A 17,701-nucleotide genomic window follows, 5' to 3' on the forward strand; every position below is an offset into this window, starting at 1 on the left:
TATTTAAAATGACAGAAGAGATATTATTTAATCGGCTGAAGTCATGGTATCAGACTGATTTAGAAAATTGTATAAAATGGAGAAAAATAGCGCAAGAAGATTATAATTTTTATAACGGTCATCATTGGAATGACAGAGAATTAGCTATTTTAAGAGCTCAACGAAGACCAGTAATAAGTTTTAATCGAATAGCACCTATTATTCAATCTGTGCTAGGATCAGAAATAAATAATCGACGCCAGATAAGATTTATACCTAGGGAACAAGGCGATATTATTCCAAATGAATTATTAACTGCTACTGCTGAATGGTTTAGAGAACAATCAGAGGCAAATTCAGAAGAATCTGAAGCTTTTAGAGATGCTATTATTTCAGGAATTGGATGGACAGATACTAGATTATGTTTTGATGATAATCCAAGAGGAGCTCCAGTAGTAGAAAGATTAGATCCATTTAAAATGGTATGGGATTCAAGGGCGAATAGACCTAATTTAAAAAATGCTGAAAGATTATTTTATGTAGATGAAAAAAATATTGAGGAATTAAAAATTTTATTTCCAGGTAATAATGAAGCAGATTTGCACGCAGATTGGGCTTTATATGGTAGCGAAAATTTAAATAAAGATGATTACGATAATATCAGACATCAACAGGGTAAAGCTATTATAGTAGAATGTAGATGGAAGGTAAAAGAAACCTATTATCAAATTATTTTATTAGATGGGCAAACATTTGAATTATCTGAAAAAGATTATTTAGAGTTTAGAAAAAATACTAATCAAGATTATTCAAAAGTGAAATTTCGTAAAACTATTATTAAAAGAGCATTTTTAGGAAATAAAATTCTTCAACCTATTGATGAACCATTAACTTCACCAGCTAATTTTGGTTGGTCTGCTATTACTGGATTTTATGATCTAACCGATAATATATATTATGGATTAACTAGAGCTATGAAAGATCCACAAAGATGGGCTAATAAATTTTTTAGTCAGGTTATGCATATTTTGAATAGTCAGACTAAAGGAGGAATTTTAGCAGAAAGAGGAGCTTTTGAAAATGATAGACAAGCTGCTGAGAGTCTCGCAAAGAGTGATCAGATAACTTGGATGAAAAGTGGATCATTAAGTAATAGCTCTCCTAGAATTCAACCTAAACCGGCAGCATCTTTCCCTGATGGTTTTTTTGCTTTATTTAATGAAAGTAAAAATAGCATATATAATGTTACTGGTATCAGTCAGGAATTTCTAGGAACAAGAGCTATTAATCAGCCTGGTGTATTAGAGATGCAACGTAAGGAATCATCTTTAAATTTATTAGCACCTTTATTTGATAATTTGAAAAAATACCGTAAAAACCAAGCTGAAATTATGTTGTATTTAATTCAAAATTATTTATCAGATGGACGATTGATTAGAATTCTAGGAACAGAAAAACAGGAATATGTAAAATTAACCAGAGAGAATATTGCTAATATTGAATATGATATAATAGTTGATGATGCACCTACTAGCACTAATGAAAAAGAAAAAACTTTTGAAGTGATTAAAAGTTTATTGCCTTTTTTAAGAAGCTATATGAGTCCAGAATTAACATTAGATATTTTAAAATATTCACCTCTACCTTCCTCATTAATCGAAAAATTAAAATCAGAATTAGATAAAAAACAAGAAGTAGGCGGAGAGGATAATGCCTTGCAACCTAAAGATATAGAAAAATATATGATGGGTGAATATTAAATTTAACATTTAATAGGAGACAATTATGTCTGCATGTTTTACAAATTTTTTGCATTTAAAACAGTTATTAGCTTTAGAAATAGATGACACGCAAGATACTTATAAGGAGGAAATAGAACAAGCTATTTGGAATGTTTTTCAAACTTATGAAAATGCAGATTTTTATTTTTTAGAAAAAAAACCATTTAAATTATTATTAGAAAAAGGGCGCGCTAATTATCCAATCTGGTTACATGAGGAGAGCCAAGATTATAAAAATAAATTAATCCAGAATAAAATTGATTTAGCACAAAGGCAAAAATTTTCATTATTTACCAATGAAATTTTTACTAGTTATATTAAATTGGGTAATAATATAAATCATTACTTATATAAAATGGATAATTGTTCATCAGAAAAAAATACAGCTGAGTTTGGGATACCATTAATATATAGTTTTACTAAAGATAACCCTAATAAAATAAATTTTTATCCTGTACCAGATAAAGATAGGATAGTTTATTTTAAATTAAGAACACCAGGAAAATTAAATAGTTATTTCGCTAATATATGGTTGAAGGAAGCTCCTAAGTTATTAAAGGAAGCGGCAAAAAAATATTTATTTCAATATATTTTACGTGATTATGAACAAGCTGTTATAGCCGCGGCAGGGGAGAAAGAAGCTGTACAAAATATATTAACTGCTACTTCTAAACAACAAGAGGTTCATTCTATAACTCTAACAGAATTTTGAGGTGAAAATGTCCGTTATTAATATACCTTATTATGCACCAGATTCTGCTAGTACTAATAGTAAATATTCAAAAGTAGTAGAAAATCTATTTCCAGCGTTAGATGGATATATTTCTATTCCTTCGTTTAAAACATTTGGAGATCCAATAAAAGCTAAAATATATGGAGGTATTTCTGTTCAGTCAATGGATAGATTATCTTATTGTTTTATTGGTACTGCAAAAGATATTTTGATGTTAGATAATACTACAAAAAAATGGAGAAAAGTTACTAATAAAACAAAAAAATATTCAGCTAATGAATTATCTTATTGGTCTTTTACGGTATTTGGTGATTATGTAATAGCAGTTAATGCAAATGATAAACCACAAGTATTTAATTTAAAAACAGATAGTCATTTTAGAGATTTAGGTGGTAATCCTCCAAAAGCTAGAAGCGTAACCGTATGGGGCGATTTTTTAGTTTTAATTTCTTTAATTGATGAGCCAAATAAAATTATGTGGTCAGGATTAAATAATATCGAATGGTGGGAGGTAGGAAAGAAAAATTGTGATTATCAGTCTTTTCCAACCGGCGGTATGGTAATAGGAGCAAGTAATTCCACCAATCCAATTATTTTTATGCAACGTGCTATATATAGAGGAATTTTTGCGCCTGGTTCTAAAATGGTTTTTACCTTTTCCAAATTATATGATCTTGCTGATAATCAATCTGCTCGAGCAATTGTAGCAAGAGAAAATCTATCTTTTTTTATTGATACTAGTGGATTTTACCAGATAGATATTCAAGGAAATTTAAAATCTATTGGAAGAGGAAAGATTAATGATTTTATTTTAAAAGAAGTATTAGGGGGTAATTTATTTAATGTTATCGGGGCAATAGATCCGGTAGCCAGCAGAGTATATTGGGGAATTAAAAGCGGTAATTCTACTTTTATTAATAAAATATTAATTTACGATTGGATCTTAGATCGATGGAGTTATATGAAAGTAGAATTAGAATATATATTACCACTATATAGCACAGGGAAAACCTTAGAGAGTTTAGATGAATATGGTAATTTAGAAAATTTACCATATTCATTAGATTCTTATGTATGGCAACATGATTACCCTAGTTTTGCAGGAATAAATTTACAAGGGCAGATAGGATCTTTCAGTGATAGGCAACAGCCAATGGAAGCATTAATTGTCTCATCTGATTTTAAAAATAATAATGGCGCTATAGGAATTTTGAAAGATATAGCTTTAGATATTGATGGAGGAGAATATTTTGTTTCGTTTGGTACAAGAAAAAATCTGTTATCGCCAATAGAATGGTCAAAAGAATATGCTGTAGAACCTAAAATAAATAAAATAAATAAATTAAAAAGGGGGAGATATCTAAGTATTAAAATTAGAATATCGTCGCAAAAATCTGCTTGGAGTAAAATAAGTAAAATTTATTATAAATGGTTAACAGCAGGTACAAGATGATAAAATTATATAATACTAATGGTTGGAGTCAAAAACAAATAAGACCTTATTTATTAGATATTTTTACAGCAATTATGCAATTAGAACATAAAATACCAATGTTATCCGGATCTATCATTTGGAATGAAATATTAAAGGGGGAAAAAGATTTATGGATCATAAAAGAAGATAATAAATTCAAATCTATTGCCTTAACCAAAGTAATGCAAAACAAATATAGTGATAATATATTAATGATATTTGATTATGCAGGGAGTGATTTAGGAATAATATCAGAAATTTTGCAACAAATGTTAGATTGGGCGAAAAAACATAACATAAAATATGTAGAAACTACAGGGAGAGAAGGATGGAAAAAATTCTTAAAACCTGCAGGATTTAAAATCAAAGAAATAACTTATTTAAAGGAAATTAATCATGAATTTTAACTCTTATATCTATAATATTCCAGTAATAGATGAATTACAAGAAGATGATAATGTAGAGGTTATGGTAGTTATGAATGGTAATTTTTGTCGTCTTCCTTTGAAAAAATTATTTAAAAAAGTAAAAGAGGCGGAAAATGAGCTCAATTTATAATTGGTCAGTAAATAGTGATAGCAATCAAACATCTGATAAAGAAATAGATTGGAGAGAGGGGCAAGCGCCCTCAACGGTAAATAACAGTGCTAGAAAAATGATGGCACGTATTGCTGAATTTATTCACGATACACAATATATTTTAGATACTACTGGTGATGGAAAAAATTATAAATTACTGATTAAAACTCAAATAGTTAAATATGAAGAATTTTTAAATTTAAATATAAGATTTAATCAAAATAGTAAAGCAGAAGCTAAATTATCTATAAATAATCTAGTTAGCTTACCTATTTTAAAAAGAAATGATAAAAATAGTTTTGAGCCAATATCAGCAGATGAACTTGAGATAGGAAAAATCTATAATATAAGATATTTTAAGAAAGTTAAAGATGAGCAAGATGCTTTTTGTATAATGTCTTTAGGGGGTACGGCTAGTAGCTACATTAAGGCTTTTGTACCTACAGGAGCTATTATTGCATTTGGAGGAAAAATAAAAGAGGGAGAATGGTTGTTTTGTGATGGTCGAGAATTAGCTCGTAAAGATTACCCTGAATTAGCTGATATTTTGAATAATAGTTGGGGTGTTACTACTAATGTAAATCATTTTAAATTACCTGACTTACAAGGGAGTTTTTTAAGAGGCGTAGATTTTGCTAATCGGTTAGATAAACAATCATTAAGAAATATTGGATCCTTTCAAGAAGAAGATATAAAAGGGCATACACATGATTTTAAAACTAAAGAAAATCTAGCAGTACAATATGAATCTATTACAGAATCTCTTAGAATACCATTGACAGGGTCAGGAATTGTAAAGACCATAGCTAGCAAGACAATAAATCAATTAACCGGCGAAAAGGTGGTACCAGGTCAAGAAATGGGTGTTCATACACATTTAGGAACTACAGATAAATCTACAGGGTTTGAAACTCGACCAAGTAACCATGCCGTAGCATATTATATAAAAACTTAAGGAGAAGAGAAATGTCGAGTCAATCTACTCATAGGACACAAATAGATAATACACCTGCAAATTGGGCGAATGAAGGAATTAAAAATGCAACAGCTCAATTAAATGAAGTATTGAAAAGAAAAAAATATCAACCCGTACCAGTTCAGCGACAAGCAAATTTAAGTCATCAAACACAAAATACTATAGATGATATAAATAATAATATTAATAGAATATATCATCAGGAATCAGCGGCAGAACAGCATTTATCTGATATGGCAAAAGGAAAATATTTGAAAGAGGGTAATCCATATTATAGAGAAAGATTACATAATGATATTGATAAAATTAATAATATTGTTCAAAGTCAATTTTCTGGTGCTGGGCGATATGGTTCAACGGCACATGTTGATGCTTTAAGTCGTAATAGTCAAGATATGTTGTTAGCTGGCTTAGAAAAAGATTATAATAGAGCATTAGATAATATGGTAAATGCTAATAATCAGATAGATCAAAATAAAAGAGTAAAAGATCAGACATTGATAGCTAGTTTAAAAGATAAATTATTATCAGGGCAGTTGGTTGATAAACATAACCAAGAAAAAAACGATATAAATTATAAAAATGAACTTAGACAAAGAAATAGAGAATTTGAAGATTTAAAAAGTTATGCTGATATTATGAATATTTTGAATAGTAAATACGGAAAGATTAGTAAAGACGAAATTATTGAAAAATCAATTTGGGAAAAAATTTTAGCTGATCTTGCTGTTGCCGCAGTTAAAAGTATTTAAACAATAATATAAAATATCAGGCATAAATATGGGTAAAAAGAAATTCATTCCATTATTGCCTAATAAAAAAATAAAAAAATGGGAAGAATTAACAACAAGAGAATTAAAAGATTTAAAATCATTATTGTTGATTTACAACAACTTATTATTCGCTATTAAAATAATCCGTTTTTTATTTATCGGGCTAATGGTCATCATTTTCATGATGTTTAATAATTTAGATTCTATAATGGATATCTTAATTAAGTTAATAGGTGAAATATGAATAATTATAAAATTATTACTATATTAATTTCTATTTTTGCTGTTTTTGTTAAAATTTTTAACTTAGGAAAAAAAAATGAAAAAATTAAAAATAATAATAAAATTTTAAAAAATGTTAAAGCAAGATCTAGCGTAGAATTAGAAATTAATAAAGAAAATATGGATAATATACGTAATAAGTTAAAGAAATGGAAAATTAACTATGAAAAGTTCGACAAGAAATGAACATCTTTATAACATCAGTAAAGGTGATTATGAAAAAGTTAAGGATATATTATATATATATCAAAGTATGAAGAAACAAAATAAATTAATGCGATTAATTTATAGGTTAACTATTGGCTGGAAAATATTCTGGAAATTAAATAAAAAATAACCATATTTATAATTATGCGTTTTTTGAGAGTAAATTTTAACCTGGACTAGATAACTAGTTACTATTGGTATAGTAACTATATGTTATCTAGTCAAATTTTATTTTATATGGAATTTAATGTTTTAATTGTAAATTTTTTTATATTAACTCATAATATATTGCTTTTTTAAAAACTAGTGGAATAAAAACTTATAAATTATTTTTTAGTTAAAAATACTTTATAAGTAAGTAAAGAGAGCAATGTTTAATATAAGATTTTATTTATGAACTTTTTTGGGACAAACTAATGGAATGGTTATTAGATCCAAATGCTTGGATAGGACTTGTCACTTTAATTATTTTAGAAATAGTATTAGGAATAGATAATTTAATTTTTATTGCTATATTAGCTAATAAATTGCCTGTTAAACAGAGAAATAAAGCTCGCATTTTAGGTCTATCTTGCGCATTGATTATGCGACTTATTCTTCTATTAACTATTTTTTGGGTGGCATCGCTTCAACAAGTTATATTTTCTATCCAGGGTATTGATGTAACTATCCGAGGGTTGATAATGATAGCCGGGGGAATATTTTTATTAGCTAAAAGTACTATAGAACTACATGAAAGATTGGAGCCTGATAGCGAAGATGATAAAGAATCTTCTGCTACACAGGCAGTATTTTGGCAGGTGATTGTACAGATAGTAATATTAGATATTATTTTCTCTTTAGATAGTGTTATTACCGCTGTAGGAATGGTACAATATGTCTCTATAATGGTTATTGCTATGTTAATCGCAGTAGCAGTTATGATGTGGTCTTCTAAATTTTTAGTAGAGTTTATTTCGAAACATCCTACTGTCGTTATTTTATGTCTTGGTTTCCTAATGTTAATTGGCTTTAGTTTAATTATTGAAGGAATAGGATTCCATGTACCTAAAGGATATTTATATTTTGCTATTGGATTCTCTATAATGGTAGAATTATTTAATCAAATTAGCAGGCGTAAACAGAAAAAATATTTAACTGCTAGTAATTTAAGAGCAAGAACAGCATCGACAGTGTTACGGATGTTAGGAGCATCTAATACGGTTGCAGTAAAAGATAATGTTGATCTTATTGTGCAGCAAACAACTGAACAAGAGGTATTTCAGCCGGAAGAAAAACATATGATACAAAGCGTATTAGAGTTAGCCGAAAGACCAATAAGATCTATAATGTCCCCTAGAAATGAAGTGGAATGGTTAGATTTAAATGAAAGTTTAGATGAAATTAAGCAAACCATTTATGAATTAAAACATAGTCGTATAATTTTAGCTAAGGATAAAATTGATGAATTTATAGGTATAGCTTTAGTTAAAGATTTGTTAAAGCAATTAAGCCAAGAAGGTAATATAAATTGGGTAAATATAACTAAGAAGCCACTCGTATTGCATGAAAACACTAGTGTTTTAAGGGTGATGGAACTATTGAAGGGCTCGCCATTACAATTAGCTGTAATTGTAGATGAACATGGATCCTTTGAAGGGATAGTAACACCAACAGATCTATTAGAAGCTATAGCAGGAAATTTTCCTGAAGATGAAGAACTGCCAGCATTGATAGAAGAAGCTGACGGAAGTCAAATAGTGGATGGATTTGCTGATATCAGATGGATTTCGAGCATCTTAAATGTTAATTTAGTTGATGAAAGCGATAGATATGCAACTTTAGCAGGATATATTTTGTGGAAGTTAGCACATTTACCAGTAGCTGGTGAAACATTCGAAGATAAGGGGTATAGATTCAAGATTTTATCTATGGAAAAAAGAAATATTGCTAAGGTGCATATTTCTAAATTAAAAGAACAATAATCATGACAAAAATTTTATTATCAAACGATTATTTGAATGATGAAAATATTAGCTTGGTGAATAGATCTAATGATATCTTAGAATTTTATTTAAAATTTAATGATATTGACAATAATGATATTGATAATATAGTAAAAGAAAATATTCTTTTTAATATTTTACTAGAGGCAGATGAATTATTAGAGAAAAAATATGATGCTAAGTTAAAATTATTACAAAGTTTAAAGGATATATACGTATATTGTGATAACAGCGAAAAAGTTAAGCAATTATTAGTTTATAAAAATACTGAGTTAATAGATAAAAAATTTATTTTATTATGTCCTATAACAATAATGCCGGAGCCAATAGAATTTATTAATTCTATTTTTACGGGTGTAACTATTCTAGTTAATGAAAATAATAATACAGCCTTTGAACGTTCTTTTTTACCATTTTTATTTAACAAAAATAAAGCTTTTAACAAATGTAATTTAACTTTATCTATTGCAGGATATTTTGAGTTAGCAGATATACCTAGATGTGTTGCCGTAGGTATTGAAAATATATTTTTATATTTTAATGAAAATATAAAAATATCTGAGTTATTACAAGTTCTTACGCCTGCTTATCTAATAAAAAATCAACAGCTAGAAGAGGCAAGAGATAGAATTTTTGTAAAAGATTATTGTTTTCCTATGGTTATAGGAGCATATGCTTATGAACAAAAAAATAAGCAAAATGTTTTCTTTGATATAACTGTAGAAATTACTAAGCAACATTATAGACAGATCAGAAAAGATCAAATTTTTTCTTACGATATTATTATTGACGCTATTCATATCTTTGCTGCTCAAGAAAATATTTTATTTGTAGAAAATTTAGCTCAAGATATAGCTGATTACTTATTGAAAACTAATTATATTTGGTCAGTAGAAATTACAATTTCTAAAGATAGAGTAATAGATGGACGTGTTGGAGTAAATATTAGAAGAGATTATATAAAGGAATATTTAACCTAATGTTCATTAAATAGATTTTTTAATTTGTTTTATTTCAAATATACCTATAAAAATTAATGAAAGAAAAAGAGGAATAATAAGATAAAGTAATCTGAACACTAGTAGAGAAGCTATTATTACTTCTGTAGGTATATGTGGGAGGCCTAATATAAAAATTAATTCTAATACTCCTAAACCACCTGCAGGTGCGTTTGATAATAATGTAGCCGAGAATGAAGCTAAAAATACTCCTAATAATAGAACAAAGCTAACATTATATTCAGCAGGAATAACTGCATAAATAATCAATGCTGCTCCTAATATTTCAATAGGGGCTATAATTAATTGTTTTAAAACAATAGAAAATTTTGGATAAGGGATAGATAATTTTTTAGTTAATTTTAATGATCTAAAGTTAGTTAAGCTACCTATTATATAAAGAACTATTAATAAAAATATTATTAAACCGATCATAACAAAATAAAAAGCTGAGAGATCTTCATAAAATATTTGGAAAACAGAAGGATAAAAAATTAAAATAAATGCTGTTAAAGATAAAACTCCTATAATAAAAGTAAAAGAACAAAAAGCTACTAATGCAGCTATCTCAACTAAAGATAGATTTTTACTTTTATATAAACGATATCTTATAGCGGCTCCAGATAAAACTGAAGCTCCGATATTGTGAGATATAGCATAAGTAGAAAAAGAGGCGAATAAGATAAAACTCAAATTGATCTTTTTGCCTAAATTTTGTAATCCAATATAATCATATAACGCTAGAGTAAAATAGGCTATTAAGGCCCCACAGCATGCTAATAACCAAGCTTGGATAGGAATATTAGTAAAATATTGTAATATCAAGTTAATATCAATTTTTTGAAATTTGTGATATAGAATCACCGCACATAATAAAAATATGGCTATTCCAATTATTGATCCTAAATATTTTTTAATATTCATATACCATACTCATTATTGTTGATTAGACGTTTAATTAAATCATTCATATAATATTATTTATTGTTTAGTTAATTATAAATGTAATATATTTATCGAGATAATGGATAAATAATAAGAAATTTTTTTTTAAATAGTTCCATCGATTATACCAAAGAAATTTATTATAAGAGATTTTGTTAGTATTTATTTTTGTTCACCGGCAGTTTGAGAATTATATTTTTTCCACCAATTGCCGAGTAGCATCATTATAGGTGCTGCTATTAATATTGATGATATAGTAGCTATAATAATACCTGCTAGCATAGGTACCGCAAAATTATAAACTGCATTACCTCCATATATTGCCATAGGTAACATAGCTAAACAAGTAGTCACAGAAGTGAATATACAACGTACGAATACTTGATTAATACTTAAATCTATTATTTCTCTTAGAGGCATTTTCTTATATAGGCGTAAATTTTCGCGCATTCGATCATATACTACTACTTTATCATTAATTGAGTAGCCAATTATGGTTAGTAATGCTGCAATAGCAGTAAGATTAAAGTCTATTTTAAAGATAACGAAAAAGCCTATCATTTTGGTTATATCTAAAATTAAGGTAATGATAGCACCAAAAGCAAAGAACCATTCAAACCTCCACCATATATATAAGCACATAAATAACATAGCTAAGGATACAGCAATAAGTCCTGAAGTTGTTAAACTTTCAGAAATTTTTGGTCCTACGACTTCTGTCTTTTCAAAAGTTAAAGCAGGATAATTATCAAGTAAAGTTTTTTTAACCAACTCTAGCGCATTAGTTTGAGCTATCTCAGATCCATCTTGTTTTTGAACTTTTATTAAAATATTTTTATCACCATCAATATTCTGTAATGTTATTTCTCCTAATTGTAGCTGAGTTAATTTATTACGGATATCTGCGAGAGGTAACGTGTGTGTAGATTTAGCTTCTATTTGAATACCACCAATAAAATCTATTCCGTAGTTGAGCCCCGGTTTAATAAATAATATGCTTGCTATTATAGATAAAATTAAAGATATGCTAATCCCCCAATAGCGAATATTCATAAATTTTATATTGCTTTTGATGATATTCATATTTATTAGTGGTTTAATTTCTAATGTTTTATATTTTTTACGTTTTACTAGCCATTGCATTATAATTCTTACGATAGTAACGGCTGTAAACATAGATATAATAATACTTAAGAACATAGTTACAGCAAAACCTCTTACTGGTCCTGTACCAAACCAAAATAATAATGCAGTGGCAATTAATGCTGTAACATTAGCATCTACGATAGTTGAAAAAGCGCTATTGAAACCACGATCTAAAGCAGCAAATGCGCTCATACCTTTACGAGTTTCTTCTTTAATTCTTTCATTTATAAGTATATTTGCATCTACTGCTATACCTATCCCTAATATAATGCCGGCAATCCCTGGGAGGGTCAATGTTGCTCCTAGAATGGTTAAGGCTGATAAAGTTAAGATAGTATGTAATAATAAAGCAAAATTAGCAACTAATCCCCAAAAGCCATAAAGTATAATGATGAATGCTGCGACTAAAAGAAAACCAATTACTCCTGTATAAAAACCTCTTTTAATAGAATCTGCTCCTAAATCAGGGCCAACACTTCTTTCTTCTACTACAATTAATGGAACTGGTAATGCACCTGCACGTAGGAGGGCGGATAAAGTTACTGTTTCTTCAATAGTAAAATTACCAGATATTTGTCCACTACCACCTAAAATAGCAGTTTGTATAGTTGGAGCTGTTAATACTTTATTATCTAAGACAATAGCAAAAGGTCTTCCAATATTATGTTGAGTTATTCGTGCAAAAGTTTTTGTGCCTTCACTATCAAGGCGAAAAGATATTATAGGTTTATTAGTTTGTGAATCGAAAGTTGATTTAGCATCTAATAGATGAGAACCATCTAATGCCGCTTGAGCCACTAACTTATATTTGATCTCTGGATTTTTGGCATCTTCAATTATTAATATATTACCATTTTTTTCATCATTTTCATTAGCTAATAGATGAAAAGTCATTTTAGCTGTACTGCCTAGTAATTCACGTAATTGAGTAGGATCTTTTAGTCCAGGTAGTTGTACCATAATTTGATCATTACCAATTTTTTGTATAGCTGGTTCAGCTACGCCAACTTGGTCTACCCTTTGACGAATAATTTCCATACTTTGCGTAATGGCATTTGCTAAAAGATTTTTTATATATGTATCTGATAATTCTATAATGATTTTTTCTTTGTCATTAATAACATTGATACGCTTTGTGTCAACGTTACTTTGTGCTTGATCAAAATTATTCAATGATTTTATTATATCATTTAATTGACTTATTTTTCTTGGCGTGACTATTATTTCTCCATTTATTATTCTAATTGAAGGAGTAATAATATTTTCAGAATTCAAATGTTGACGTATTTCTGTCAGTATAGGACGTAGTTGATCCCTTATCATTGTTTCTTTATCAATTGATAACATAAGGTACGATCCGCCTTGGAGATCAAGCCCTAAGGTGATTTGAGAGTTAGGCAACCAAGATATATTTTTTAATTCATCCTTAGAGAAAAAATTTGGAATCGTTAAAAAAACACCTATAGCTATTATGATACTGTAAAATATTATTAACCAACGAGGAGTACGCATATAAGATCCTAATTTAAATATTTTTAAGGCATAATCTGTTTATTACAGAATTATATATAAGTCGATATATTATTAAAGAAATTATTTATTATTAACAAGCTAATTGTAGAAAACTTTTAAAAAGTTAAAATAATAATTGTAATATTCAAAAAAATTAATTATAAATTATAAAATGTTATATGCGGATGTGGCGAAATAGGTATACGCAAGGCACTTAAAATGCCTCGCCCTTCGGGCGTGTGGGTTCAAGTCCCGCCATCCGCACCATATTTTCCATAAAAACCTAGGAATATCAACGATTTACAGCTTATTTAGGATTATGATATTACCTTTTTACACACCCTTTTAAGCTCAATGTACTTGAAAGCATACGAAAGAATCTGTAAAACTTATCCCCTAGTAAATAATTTTTTTACCCATTCAAAGATGTTATCTATAGCTATTAAAAATCTTTGACCTTCTATAACAATGACAAATATTGTAATGATAATCCATTTTAACCAACGTGATAAAGTTTTAAATGTAGAGTAAGCAGTAGCTAATTCTCTTAGCATCTGTTTTTCTTGTGTCGTTAATGGTGTTCTTTTCTTTTTATCTATCATTTTATAACCTTATCACCACTTACAAACTTTAGCACCAGTTTCGTTATGTCTTAATAATTGTCTAGCTAACTGTGGGCTAATAACATCTAAATCTTTATATTCTAAATAAATAGGAGCAAATAAAATACAATTATCTGGTCTCGTCATTACCGCGCACCCATTTACGCAAAGAGTCACGGATATTATCATCAGATTTCTTATTAATGTCATTTTCTACCTTTTGACGTATACCAATAGATTTTAATGTTTCTTTATCTTGCTTATTTTGTTGGTCTTGCTGTCCTAATTTAAAGGCTTTAGCTAAGGCAACAAAAAAAGCGGTTATAACCGCTCCAGCAATATATAAATATTTTTTCATGCTTTGCTCCAATGCGGTTTTATCACAATGAATCATAACCTAAGGATTTTAAAATTAACAGAGTCTGTAGACGCTAAAAAGCCCCACCATAAAAGCGGGGCTAATTATTTGCTACATAGCTTTTCCTCGTTGCTTGTCTGCACTAAGGTGGATTTCCTCTATAGCTTTAATATCTTTATCCAGCATAGACCTTAACGCACAGAATAAACTATGATGACTCCAACGATTTTGTGCTAAAGCTGTATCTACAACATCAAGATATAAAACCTTTTTTAAACATTTATCAATTTTACTATGTGTTACTTCTCTTTTACTACCAACAGCATTACCATATGTACGTTTGGTTAAATATTTTTCAGCTTCCAAACGATAAACATTAGATAATTGTTCTGCATGTTTTCTGATACAGTCTTTTATTCTTATTGGTAGCTCTCTTTCATCAGCTGGTAATTGATATATAATTTCTTCTTGATTCTCTATTGCTAGTTTAGCTGGAGGAACGTGTTGTTGCTCTAATTCTAACCAGCGGTCAACAATCTTTGCTCTTAGTGTTGTGCTATAACCAGAGACCAGAATTAAACACTCGCGTTTGGGTAGGTGATAGCAAACTAATTTACGACCTGTACTATCCTGATATTTTCCTAAAAATTTACTGGGCTCAATTTTGAGCTCAGTAAACATTTGCCTAATATCACGGGTAACATTCTTATGTTCTTTTCCACACAACTTAGCAATCTCACGACTAGACATAGTTAACACTGATGTTGCTACATCGTTTTCTTGAGCTTGTTTTAATTGAGAGTTCTTTTTAGCTTTTTGGGCGTTATTGATATAATTAATTAAACCTTCCATGGTTTTTCTCCTAACGAAATTAAAGTTTTGATTAAACACCATATAATGGTGTCGGGTGCTCAAAACACGGTCGTTAGTCCGTCGTTATGCTTTTCCCTTGCGGGTATTTTATGACATAACTACACCCGACATAAAACGCATGCTTGAACAGCATAGTAATAGGTCGAATTATTTGGAAACGGTAAATAAATTTCGGTTATTTATCCGCTAACGATTTAAGTGTTTTGAGGCACTGTACATTCAGGCTATAATATTTTTTAGCCTTTGTCAAATGGTTTTTATGAGGAAAGAAAATAGCTAAATGTTTAGGGTTATACAAAGCCTTGTTATTAATTGTTTGACTCATTGTTATGTTCCTGAAATATTAATTCATTAACCATAATAAAATATTAGAGGAGCCTATTATGAAAAAATTAAAATATTTAATTATCGGGTTATCTTTCTTAACAGTAGTAACCCCTGCGTTTGCTGAACTTCCACCACTTTTAAAAGACCAGATACCTCTTTGGCATTGGTGTTTGTATGATGCAATTCCAGCTGAAAAATTTCAAACTTTTGAAGAATGTATGGATCATTTTTCTACTTAACGTCATCTAATTAAATTAATATTATAACACGACAGCAAAGTGATGTGAGGCAATATTATGTTTGTGCATCACTTTGTGTATTATTAAACCAGCTTATAGTATTTATATCTTTTGGCCAGTATTCTGGTTTTTCCGGATAACTGAATATTGATGCTAATTTACTAATGGTTTCGTTTAGTTTATTTCTAATCCTTAAGCTTTGCATATATACCCGTATCAGTGAATGTTATATCTGTCCTAGGATTGTGCTCTATAAAAAAACATTCATCAATTACAGCATCTATAAGATACTCAAATTCTTTATTTACTAAATCCTTTAACTCTCTTTGAGTGAATCCTAAAGGATTAGCAGATTTATTATTTTTCATTATTTCGCAAGTAATTTCTAAAATATCATTTGACATTATAAAACCTCCTTAACATTTATTAAGAGCGTAATAATACACTTCTTTATGCTTACCGCCGTTAGGGTTTCTATTCACTCCTTTAAAGCGGATAACATCGCCCCTATCTAAAAGAAAGTTCATATAACTATTAACATCTCTTCTGCCCATTCCTACAAGGTTGGTAATTTCTGTAACAGCTAAACCATCCTTATACTTTTCTTGCTTTAATAATTCTAATATTTTTTGTCTTTTAACCTTGTTTAAACTAGCAGAAACAATACGCTTATCGTCCTTATCCAATAGCTTATCTATCTTGCTTATAATAGAATCCATTAATATAGGTATTTGGATATGCTTATCAATCATTTTTTGCTCTCCTGAAAATCTTGATAAAACATATTATTTAGAGTTATATTTGGGTTAGATTTATCTTTACTGTCTATAATTATATATCCAGCCTCTGCTAAAGCCTCTATATCCGTATCAGAGAAATAGGTTAACTTAACCATTTTATACTCAGAGCTTTTTATAAATTTTAAAGTATTAAGCAAAGAGTCAGAACCACCTAAACTAGCTAAATGCTCTAAAACAAGACCACTTCCAGCCTCTTTCATAAAATTACGCTCAATTTTTAAGTACATCTCGTGAAAGCCGTCCGCTTTAGTATCGAATTCTTCCACACATTGTTTTATCAAATCTTTGTTAATTTTTTTCATTTCTGTTTCTCCTTTATCAATCATTGTTAAATCCTTTTTACTTGGCTTACTTACTATGCCACTTGCGTTGCTTGTAATTTTTCAGATAATATTGCTAAACCTTTAGTGGTGATTTTTGCTTGAGCTATGATTTTTTCACTACCATCAGGACGATGTATTGTTGTGGTAGGACAATCCATTAAGCCAGATTTTAACTTATCTTGATAAGGGATAAAATTACTTGTGCCTACGCGTTTATAAATCCAATTGTGTTTTTGTAAATATTGGAATAAATCCTTAGGGCGCATGTTTAAAACTTTAGCAGCATCAGTAATACAAAGTAATCCATCAGCACGTGTTAAATGTTCTAAAGCCTTAACTTTTGGTTCTTGTTCTTTAACCAGTTCTTGTAATTTTATAACCTTATTAACGTTATCTAATAATAATGCTTTTAAATGGTCTGGATTGCTTAATACCTCCGTGATATTAGCGGTATTAGGTTGTTTTAACTTCTTTTCACATTTAATAAAATATTGACGGGCTTCTTTACCTTTTTCATTGCGTTCTACCATTGATAGCTCTTTAGCCATGTCTAAGGTAAGGTGGTATTCTTTGCTTGGTCTACCTCCATGGAGGTTTTCGCCAGAATTGGCGAAAACTATATAATCTTGATTTTCCTTAAAAAATATATTTATTTATTCTGTCTTTTATCCAGTTACTAAAATCTTTACCTACTTGTAAAAATTCATGTAATTCACGAGCGTTAACAGTTTGTATTGTATCGTTAGCTATTTGTGTTTGTTTGATTTCCATTAATTGATTGTCCATAATAAGACTCCTCTTTTTGGTAT

23 protein-coding genes, 1 tRNA gene and 1 pseudogene are annotated in these 17,701 nt (G+C 29.1%); 13 read left to right on the forward strand and 12 right to left on the reverse strand.

Going from position 1 to position 17,701, the window contains the following annotated elements:
• Positions 1-8 precede the first annotated feature (8 nt).
• From AB6T46_RS02710 to AB6T46_RS02760, 11 genes are all read left to right on the forward strand, one after another.
• Positions 9-1,739, forward strand: a complete 1,731-nt coding sequence (locus tag AB6T46_RS02710) for a phage portal protein (RefSeq protein WP_370931893.1) — start codon at positions 9-11, stop codon at positions 1,737-1,739.
• A 25-nt stretch (positions 1,740-1,764) separates the two neighbouring features.
• Positions 1,765-2,472, forward strand: a complete 708-nt coding sequence (locus tag AB6T46_RS02715; protein WP_370931894.1) for a hypothetical protein — start codon at positions 1,765-1,767, stop codon at positions 2,470-2,472.
• A 7-nt stretch (positions 2,473-2,479) separates the two neighbouring features.
• Positions 2,480-3,946: a hypothetical protein gene (locus AB6T46_RS02720; RefSeq protein WP_370931895.1), complete on the forward strand. Its 1,467-nt coding sequence runs from the start codon at positions 2,480-2,482 to the stop codon at positions 3,944-3,946.
• Positions 3,943-4,374 carry a hypothetical protein gene (locus tag AB6T46_RS02725; RefSeq protein WP_370931896.1) on the forward strand — a complete coding sequence of 144 codons (432 nt, stop codon included), beginning with the start codon at positions 3,943-3,945 and terminating at the stop codon, positions 4,372-4,374. Before AB6T46_RS02720 ends, AB6T46_RS02725 begins: the two co-directional genes overlap by 4 nt.
• Entirely contained in the window at positions 4,364-4,525 is a 162-nt protein-coding gene (locus AB6T46_RS02730) for a hypothetical protein (RefSeq protein ID WP_370931897.1), read from the forward strand. Before AB6T46_RS02725 ends, AB6T46_RS02730 begins: the two co-directional genes overlap by 11 nt.
• Positions 4,509-5,501, forward strand: a complete 993-nt coding sequence (locus AB6T46_RS02735; RefSeq protein ID WP_370931898.1) for a phage tail protein — start codon at positions 4,509-4,511, stop codon at positions 5,499-5,501. The genes AB6T46_RS02730 and AB6T46_RS02735 overlap by 17 nt, the downstream gene beginning before the upstream one ends.
• A gap of 11 nt (positions 5,502-5,512) precedes the next feature.
• Positions 5,513-6,274 carry a hypothetical protein gene (locus AB6T46_RS02740; protein ID WP_370931899.1) on the forward strand — a complete coding sequence of 254 codons (762 nt, stop codon included), beginning with the start codon at positions 5,513-5,515 and terminating at the stop codon, positions 6,272-6,274.
• Positions 6,275-6,302: 28 nt separating this feature from the next.
• The gene (locus tag AB6T46_RS02745) at positions 6,303-6,539 is read left to right on the forward strand and encodes a hypothetical protein (RefSeq protein WP_370931900.1); all 237 of its coding nucleotides are present in this window, start codon (positions 6,303-6,305) and stop codon (positions 6,537-6,539) included.
• Positions 6,536-6,763 carry a hypothetical protein gene (locus tag AB6T46_RS02750; RefSeq protein WP_370931901.1) on the forward strand — a complete coding sequence of 76 codons (228 nt, stop codon included), beginning with the start codon at positions 6,536-6,538 and terminating at the stop codon, positions 6,761-6,763. The genes AB6T46_RS02745 and AB6T46_RS02750 overlap by 4 nt, the downstream gene beginning before the upstream one ends.
• A gap of 437 nt (positions 6,764-7,200) precedes the next feature.
• Entirely contained in the window at positions 7,201-8,748 is a 1,548-nt protein-coding gene (locus tag AB6T46_RS02755) for a TerC family protein (protein ID WP_370931902.1), read from the forward strand.
• A 2-nt stretch (positions 8,749-8,750) separates the two neighbouring features.
• Positions 8,751-9,749, forward strand: coding sequence for a dihydroneopterin aldolase (locus tag AB6T46_RS02760; RefSeq protein WP_370931903.1), 999 nt, complete (start codon positions 8,751-8,753; stop codon positions 9,747-9,749).
• A 6-nt stretch (positions 9,750-9,755) separates the two neighbouring features.
• On the opposite strand, the gene AB6T46_RS02765 is transcribed toward AB6T46_RS02760, so the two are convergent.
• Positions 9,756-10,691, reverse strand: a complete 936-nt coding sequence (locus AB6T46_RS02765) for a YbhN family protein (RefSeq protein WP_370931904.1) — start codon at positions 10,689-10,691, stop codon at positions 9,756-9,758.
• A 183-nt stretch (positions 10,692-10,874) separates the two neighbouring features.
• A complete protein-coding gene (gene secD, locus AB6T46_RS02770) occupies positions 10,875-13,370 on the reverse strand; it encodes a protein translocase subunit SecD (RefSeq protein WP_370931905.1) in 2,496 nt (831 codons plus the stop codon).
• A 181-nt stretch (positions 13,371-13,551) separates the two neighbouring features.
• Between secD and AB6T46_RS02775 the strand changes: the two genes are divergently transcribed.
• Positions 13,552-13,637: transfer RNA gene (locus AB6T46_RS02775), tRNA-Leu, on the forward strand.
• 122 nt (positions 13,638-13,759) lie between these two features.
• On the opposite strand, the gene AB6T46_RS02780 is transcribed toward AB6T46_RS02775, so the two are convergent.
• From AB6T46_RS02780 to AB6T46_RS02795, 4 genes are all read right to left on the reverse strand, one after another.
• The gene (locus tag AB6T46_RS02780) at positions 13,760-13,972 is read right to left on the reverse strand and encodes a hypothetical protein (RefSeq protein WP_370931087.1); all 213 of its coding nucleotides are present in this window, start codon (positions 13,970-13,972) and stop codon (positions 13,760-13,762) included.
• 12 nt (positions 13,973-13,984) lie between these two features.
• Positions 13,985-14,119, reverse strand: coding sequence for a hypothetical protein (locus tag AB6T46_RS02785; RefSeq protein WP_370931708.1), 135 nt, complete (start codon positions 14,117-14,119; stop codon positions 13,985-13,987).
• Positions 14,103-14,330 (reverse strand): hypothetical protein, encoded by a 228-nt coding sequence (locus AB6T46_RS02790; RefSeq protein ID WP_370931906.1) that lies wholly within the window; start codon positions 14,328-14,330, stop codon positions 14,103-14,105. The genes AB6T46_RS02785 and AB6T46_RS02790 overlap by 17 nt, the downstream gene beginning before the upstream one ends.
• A gap of 111 nt (positions 14,331-14,441) precedes the next feature.
• Complete coding sequence (locus AB6T46_RS02795; RefSeq protein ID WP_370932040.1) at positions 14,442-15,080, reverse strand: Rha family transcriptional regulator; 639 nt, start codon at positions 15,078-15,080, stop codon at positions 14,442-14,444.
• A gap of 506 nt (positions 15,081-15,586) precedes the next feature.
• On the opposite strand from AB6T46_RS02795, the gene AB6T46_RS02800 reads away from it, so the two are divergent.
• Positions 15,587-15,769 carry a hypothetical protein gene (locus AB6T46_RS02800; protein ID WP_370931907.1) on the forward strand — a complete coding sequence of 61 codons (183 nt, stop codon included), beginning with the start codon at positions 15,587-15,589 and terminating at the stop codon, positions 15,767-15,769.
• A 185-nt stretch (positions 15,770-15,954) separates the two neighbouring features.
• Here the strand turns inward: AB6T46_RS02800 and AB6T46_RS02805 are convergent, their stop codons facing one another.
• The 6 genes and pseudogenes from AB6T46_RS02805 to AB6T46_RS02830 form a co-directional block, all read right to left on the reverse strand.
• Positions 15,955-16,173 (reverse strand): hypothetical protein, encoded by a 219-nt coding sequence (locus AB6T46_RS02805; RefSeq protein ID WP_370931082.1) that lies wholly within the window; start codon positions 16,171-16,173, stop codon positions 15,955-15,957.
• A gap of 12 nt (positions 16,174-16,185) precedes the next feature.
• Positions 16,186-16,521 (reverse strand): hypothetical protein, encoded by a 336-nt coding sequence (locus tag AB6T46_RS02810; RefSeq protein WP_370931081.1) that lies wholly within the window; start codon positions 16,519-16,521, stop codon positions 16,186-16,188.
• On the reverse strand, positions 16,518-16,895 hold the full coding sequence (locus tag AB6T46_RS02815) for a hypothetical protein (protein WP_370931015.1): 378 nt from the start codon (positions 16,893-16,895) through the stop codon (positions 16,518-16,520). Before AB6T46_RS02815 ends, AB6T46_RS02810 begins: the two co-directional genes overlap by 4 nt.
• 29 nt (positions 16,896-16,924) lie before the next feature.
• Positions 16,925-17,422 (reverse strand): phage antirepressor KilAC domain-containing protein, encoded by a 498-nt coding sequence (locus AB6T46_RS02820; protein WP_370931908.1) that lies wholly within the window; start codon positions 17,420-17,422, stop codon positions 16,925-16,927.
• 39 nt (positions 17,423-17,461) lie between these two features.
• Positions 17,462-17,545 (reverse strand): annotated as a pseudogene (locus AB6T46_RS02825) (hypothetical protein); the annotation flags it as partial.
• Entirely contained in the window at positions 17,529-17,678 is a 150-nt protein-coding gene (locus AB6T46_RS02830; RefSeq protein WP_370931909.1) for an antA/AntB antirepressor family protein, read from the reverse strand. The gene AB6T46_RS02830 and the pseudogene AB6T46_RS02825, both read right to left, overlap by 17 nt.
• Between the last annotated feature and the right edge of the window lie 23 nt (positions 17,679-17,701).

It is taken from the genome of Bartonella sp. DGB1, from assembly GCF_041345015.1.
Lineage (GTDB): Bacteria > Pseudomonadota > Alphaproteobacteria > Rhizobiales > Rhizobiaceae > DGB1.

Bases quoted from the DNA above. Each gene is read 5' to 3' on its own strand.
- AB6T46_RS02815 (WP_370931015.1), bottom strand. From the start codon at position 16,895: ATGATTGATAAAGGAGAAACAGAAATGAAAAAAATTAACAAAGATTTG.
- secD (WP_370931905.1), bottom strand. From the start codon at position 13,370: ATGCGTACTCCTCGTTGGTTAATAATATTTTACAGTATCATAATAGCT.
- AB6T46_RS02740 (WP_370931899.1), top strand. From the start codon at position 5,513: ATGTCGAGTCAATCTACTCATAGGACACAAATAGATAATACACCTGCA.
- AB6T46_RS02760 (WP_370931903.1), top strand. From the start codon at position 8,751: ATGACAAAAATTTTATTATCAAACGATTATTTGAATGATGAAAATATT.
- AB6T46_RS02780 (WP_370931087.1), bottom strand. From the start codon at position 13,972: ATGATAGATAAAAAGAAAAGAACACCATTAACGACACAAGAAAAACAG.
- AB6T46_RS02730 (WP_370931897.1), top strand. From the start codon at position 4,364: ATGAATTTTAACTCTTATATCTATAATATTCCAGTAATAGATGAATTA.
- AB6T46_RS02725 (WP_370931896.1), top strand. From the start codon at position 3,943: ATGATAAAATTATATAATACTAATGGTTGGAGTCAAAAACAAATAAGA.
- AB6T46_RS02765 (WP_370931904.1), bottom strand. From the start codon at position 10,691: ATGAATATTAAAAAATATTTAGGATCAATAATTGGAATAGCCATATTT.
- AB6T46_RS02795 (WP_370932040.1), bottom strand. From the start codon at position 15,080: ATGTCTAGTCGTGAGATTGCTAAGTTGTGTGGAAAAGAACATAAGAAT.
- AB6T46_RS02755 (WP_370931902.1), top strand. From the start codon at position 7,201: ATGGAATGGTTATTAGATCCAAATGCTTGGATAGGACTTGTCACTTTA.
- AB6T46_RS02735 (WP_370931898.1), top strand. From the start codon at position 4,509: ATGAGCTCAATTTATAATTGGTCAGTAAATAGTGATAGCAATCAAACA.
- AB6T46_RS02805 (WP_370931082.1), bottom strand. From the start codon at position 16,173: ATGTCAAATGATATTTTAGAAATTACTTGCGAAATAATGAAAAATAAT.
- AB6T46_RS02710 (WP_370931893.1), top strand. From the start codon at position 9: ATGACAGAAGAGATATTATTTAATCGGCTGAAGTCATGGTATCAGACT.
- AB6T46_RS02720 (WP_370931895.1), top strand. From the start codon at position 2,480: ATGTCCGTTATTAATATACCTTATTATGCACCAGATTCTGCTAGTACT.
- AB6T46_RS02810 (WP_370931081.1), bottom strand. From the start codon at position 16,521: ATGATTGATAAGCATATCCAAATACCTATATTAATGGATTCTATTATA.
- AB6T46_RS02830 (WP_370931909.1), bottom strand. From the start codon at position 17,678: ATGGACAATCAATTAATGGAAATCAAACAAACACAAATAGCTAACGAT.
- AB6T46_RS02785 (WP_370931708.1), bottom strand. From the start codon at position 14,119: ATGACGAGACCAGATAATTGTATTTTATTTGCTCCTATTTATTTAGAA.
- AB6T46_RS02715 (WP_370931894.1), top strand. From the start codon at position 1,765: ATGTCTGCATGTTTTACAAATTTTTTGCATTTAAAACAGTTATTAGCT.
- AB6T46_RS02820 (WP_370931908.1), bottom strand. From the start codon at position 17,422: ATGGTAGAACGCAATGAAAAAGGTAAAGAAGCCCGTCAATATTTTATT.
- AB6T46_RS02790 (WP_370931906.1), bottom strand. From the start codon at position 14,330: ATGAAAAAATATTTATATATTGCTGGAGCGGTTATAACCGCTTTTTTT.
- AB6T46_RS02750 (WP_370931901.1), top strand. From the start codon at position 6,536: ATGAATAATTATAAAATTATTACTATATTAATTTCTATTTTTGCTGTT.
- AB6T46_RS02745 (WP_370931900.1), top strand. From the start codon at position 6,303: ATGGGTAAAAAGAAATTCATTCCATTATTGCCTAATAAAAAAATAAAA.
- AB6T46_RS02800 (WP_370931907.1), top strand. From the start codon at position 15,587: ATGAAAAAATTAAAATATTTAATTATCGGGTTATCTTTCTTAACAGTA.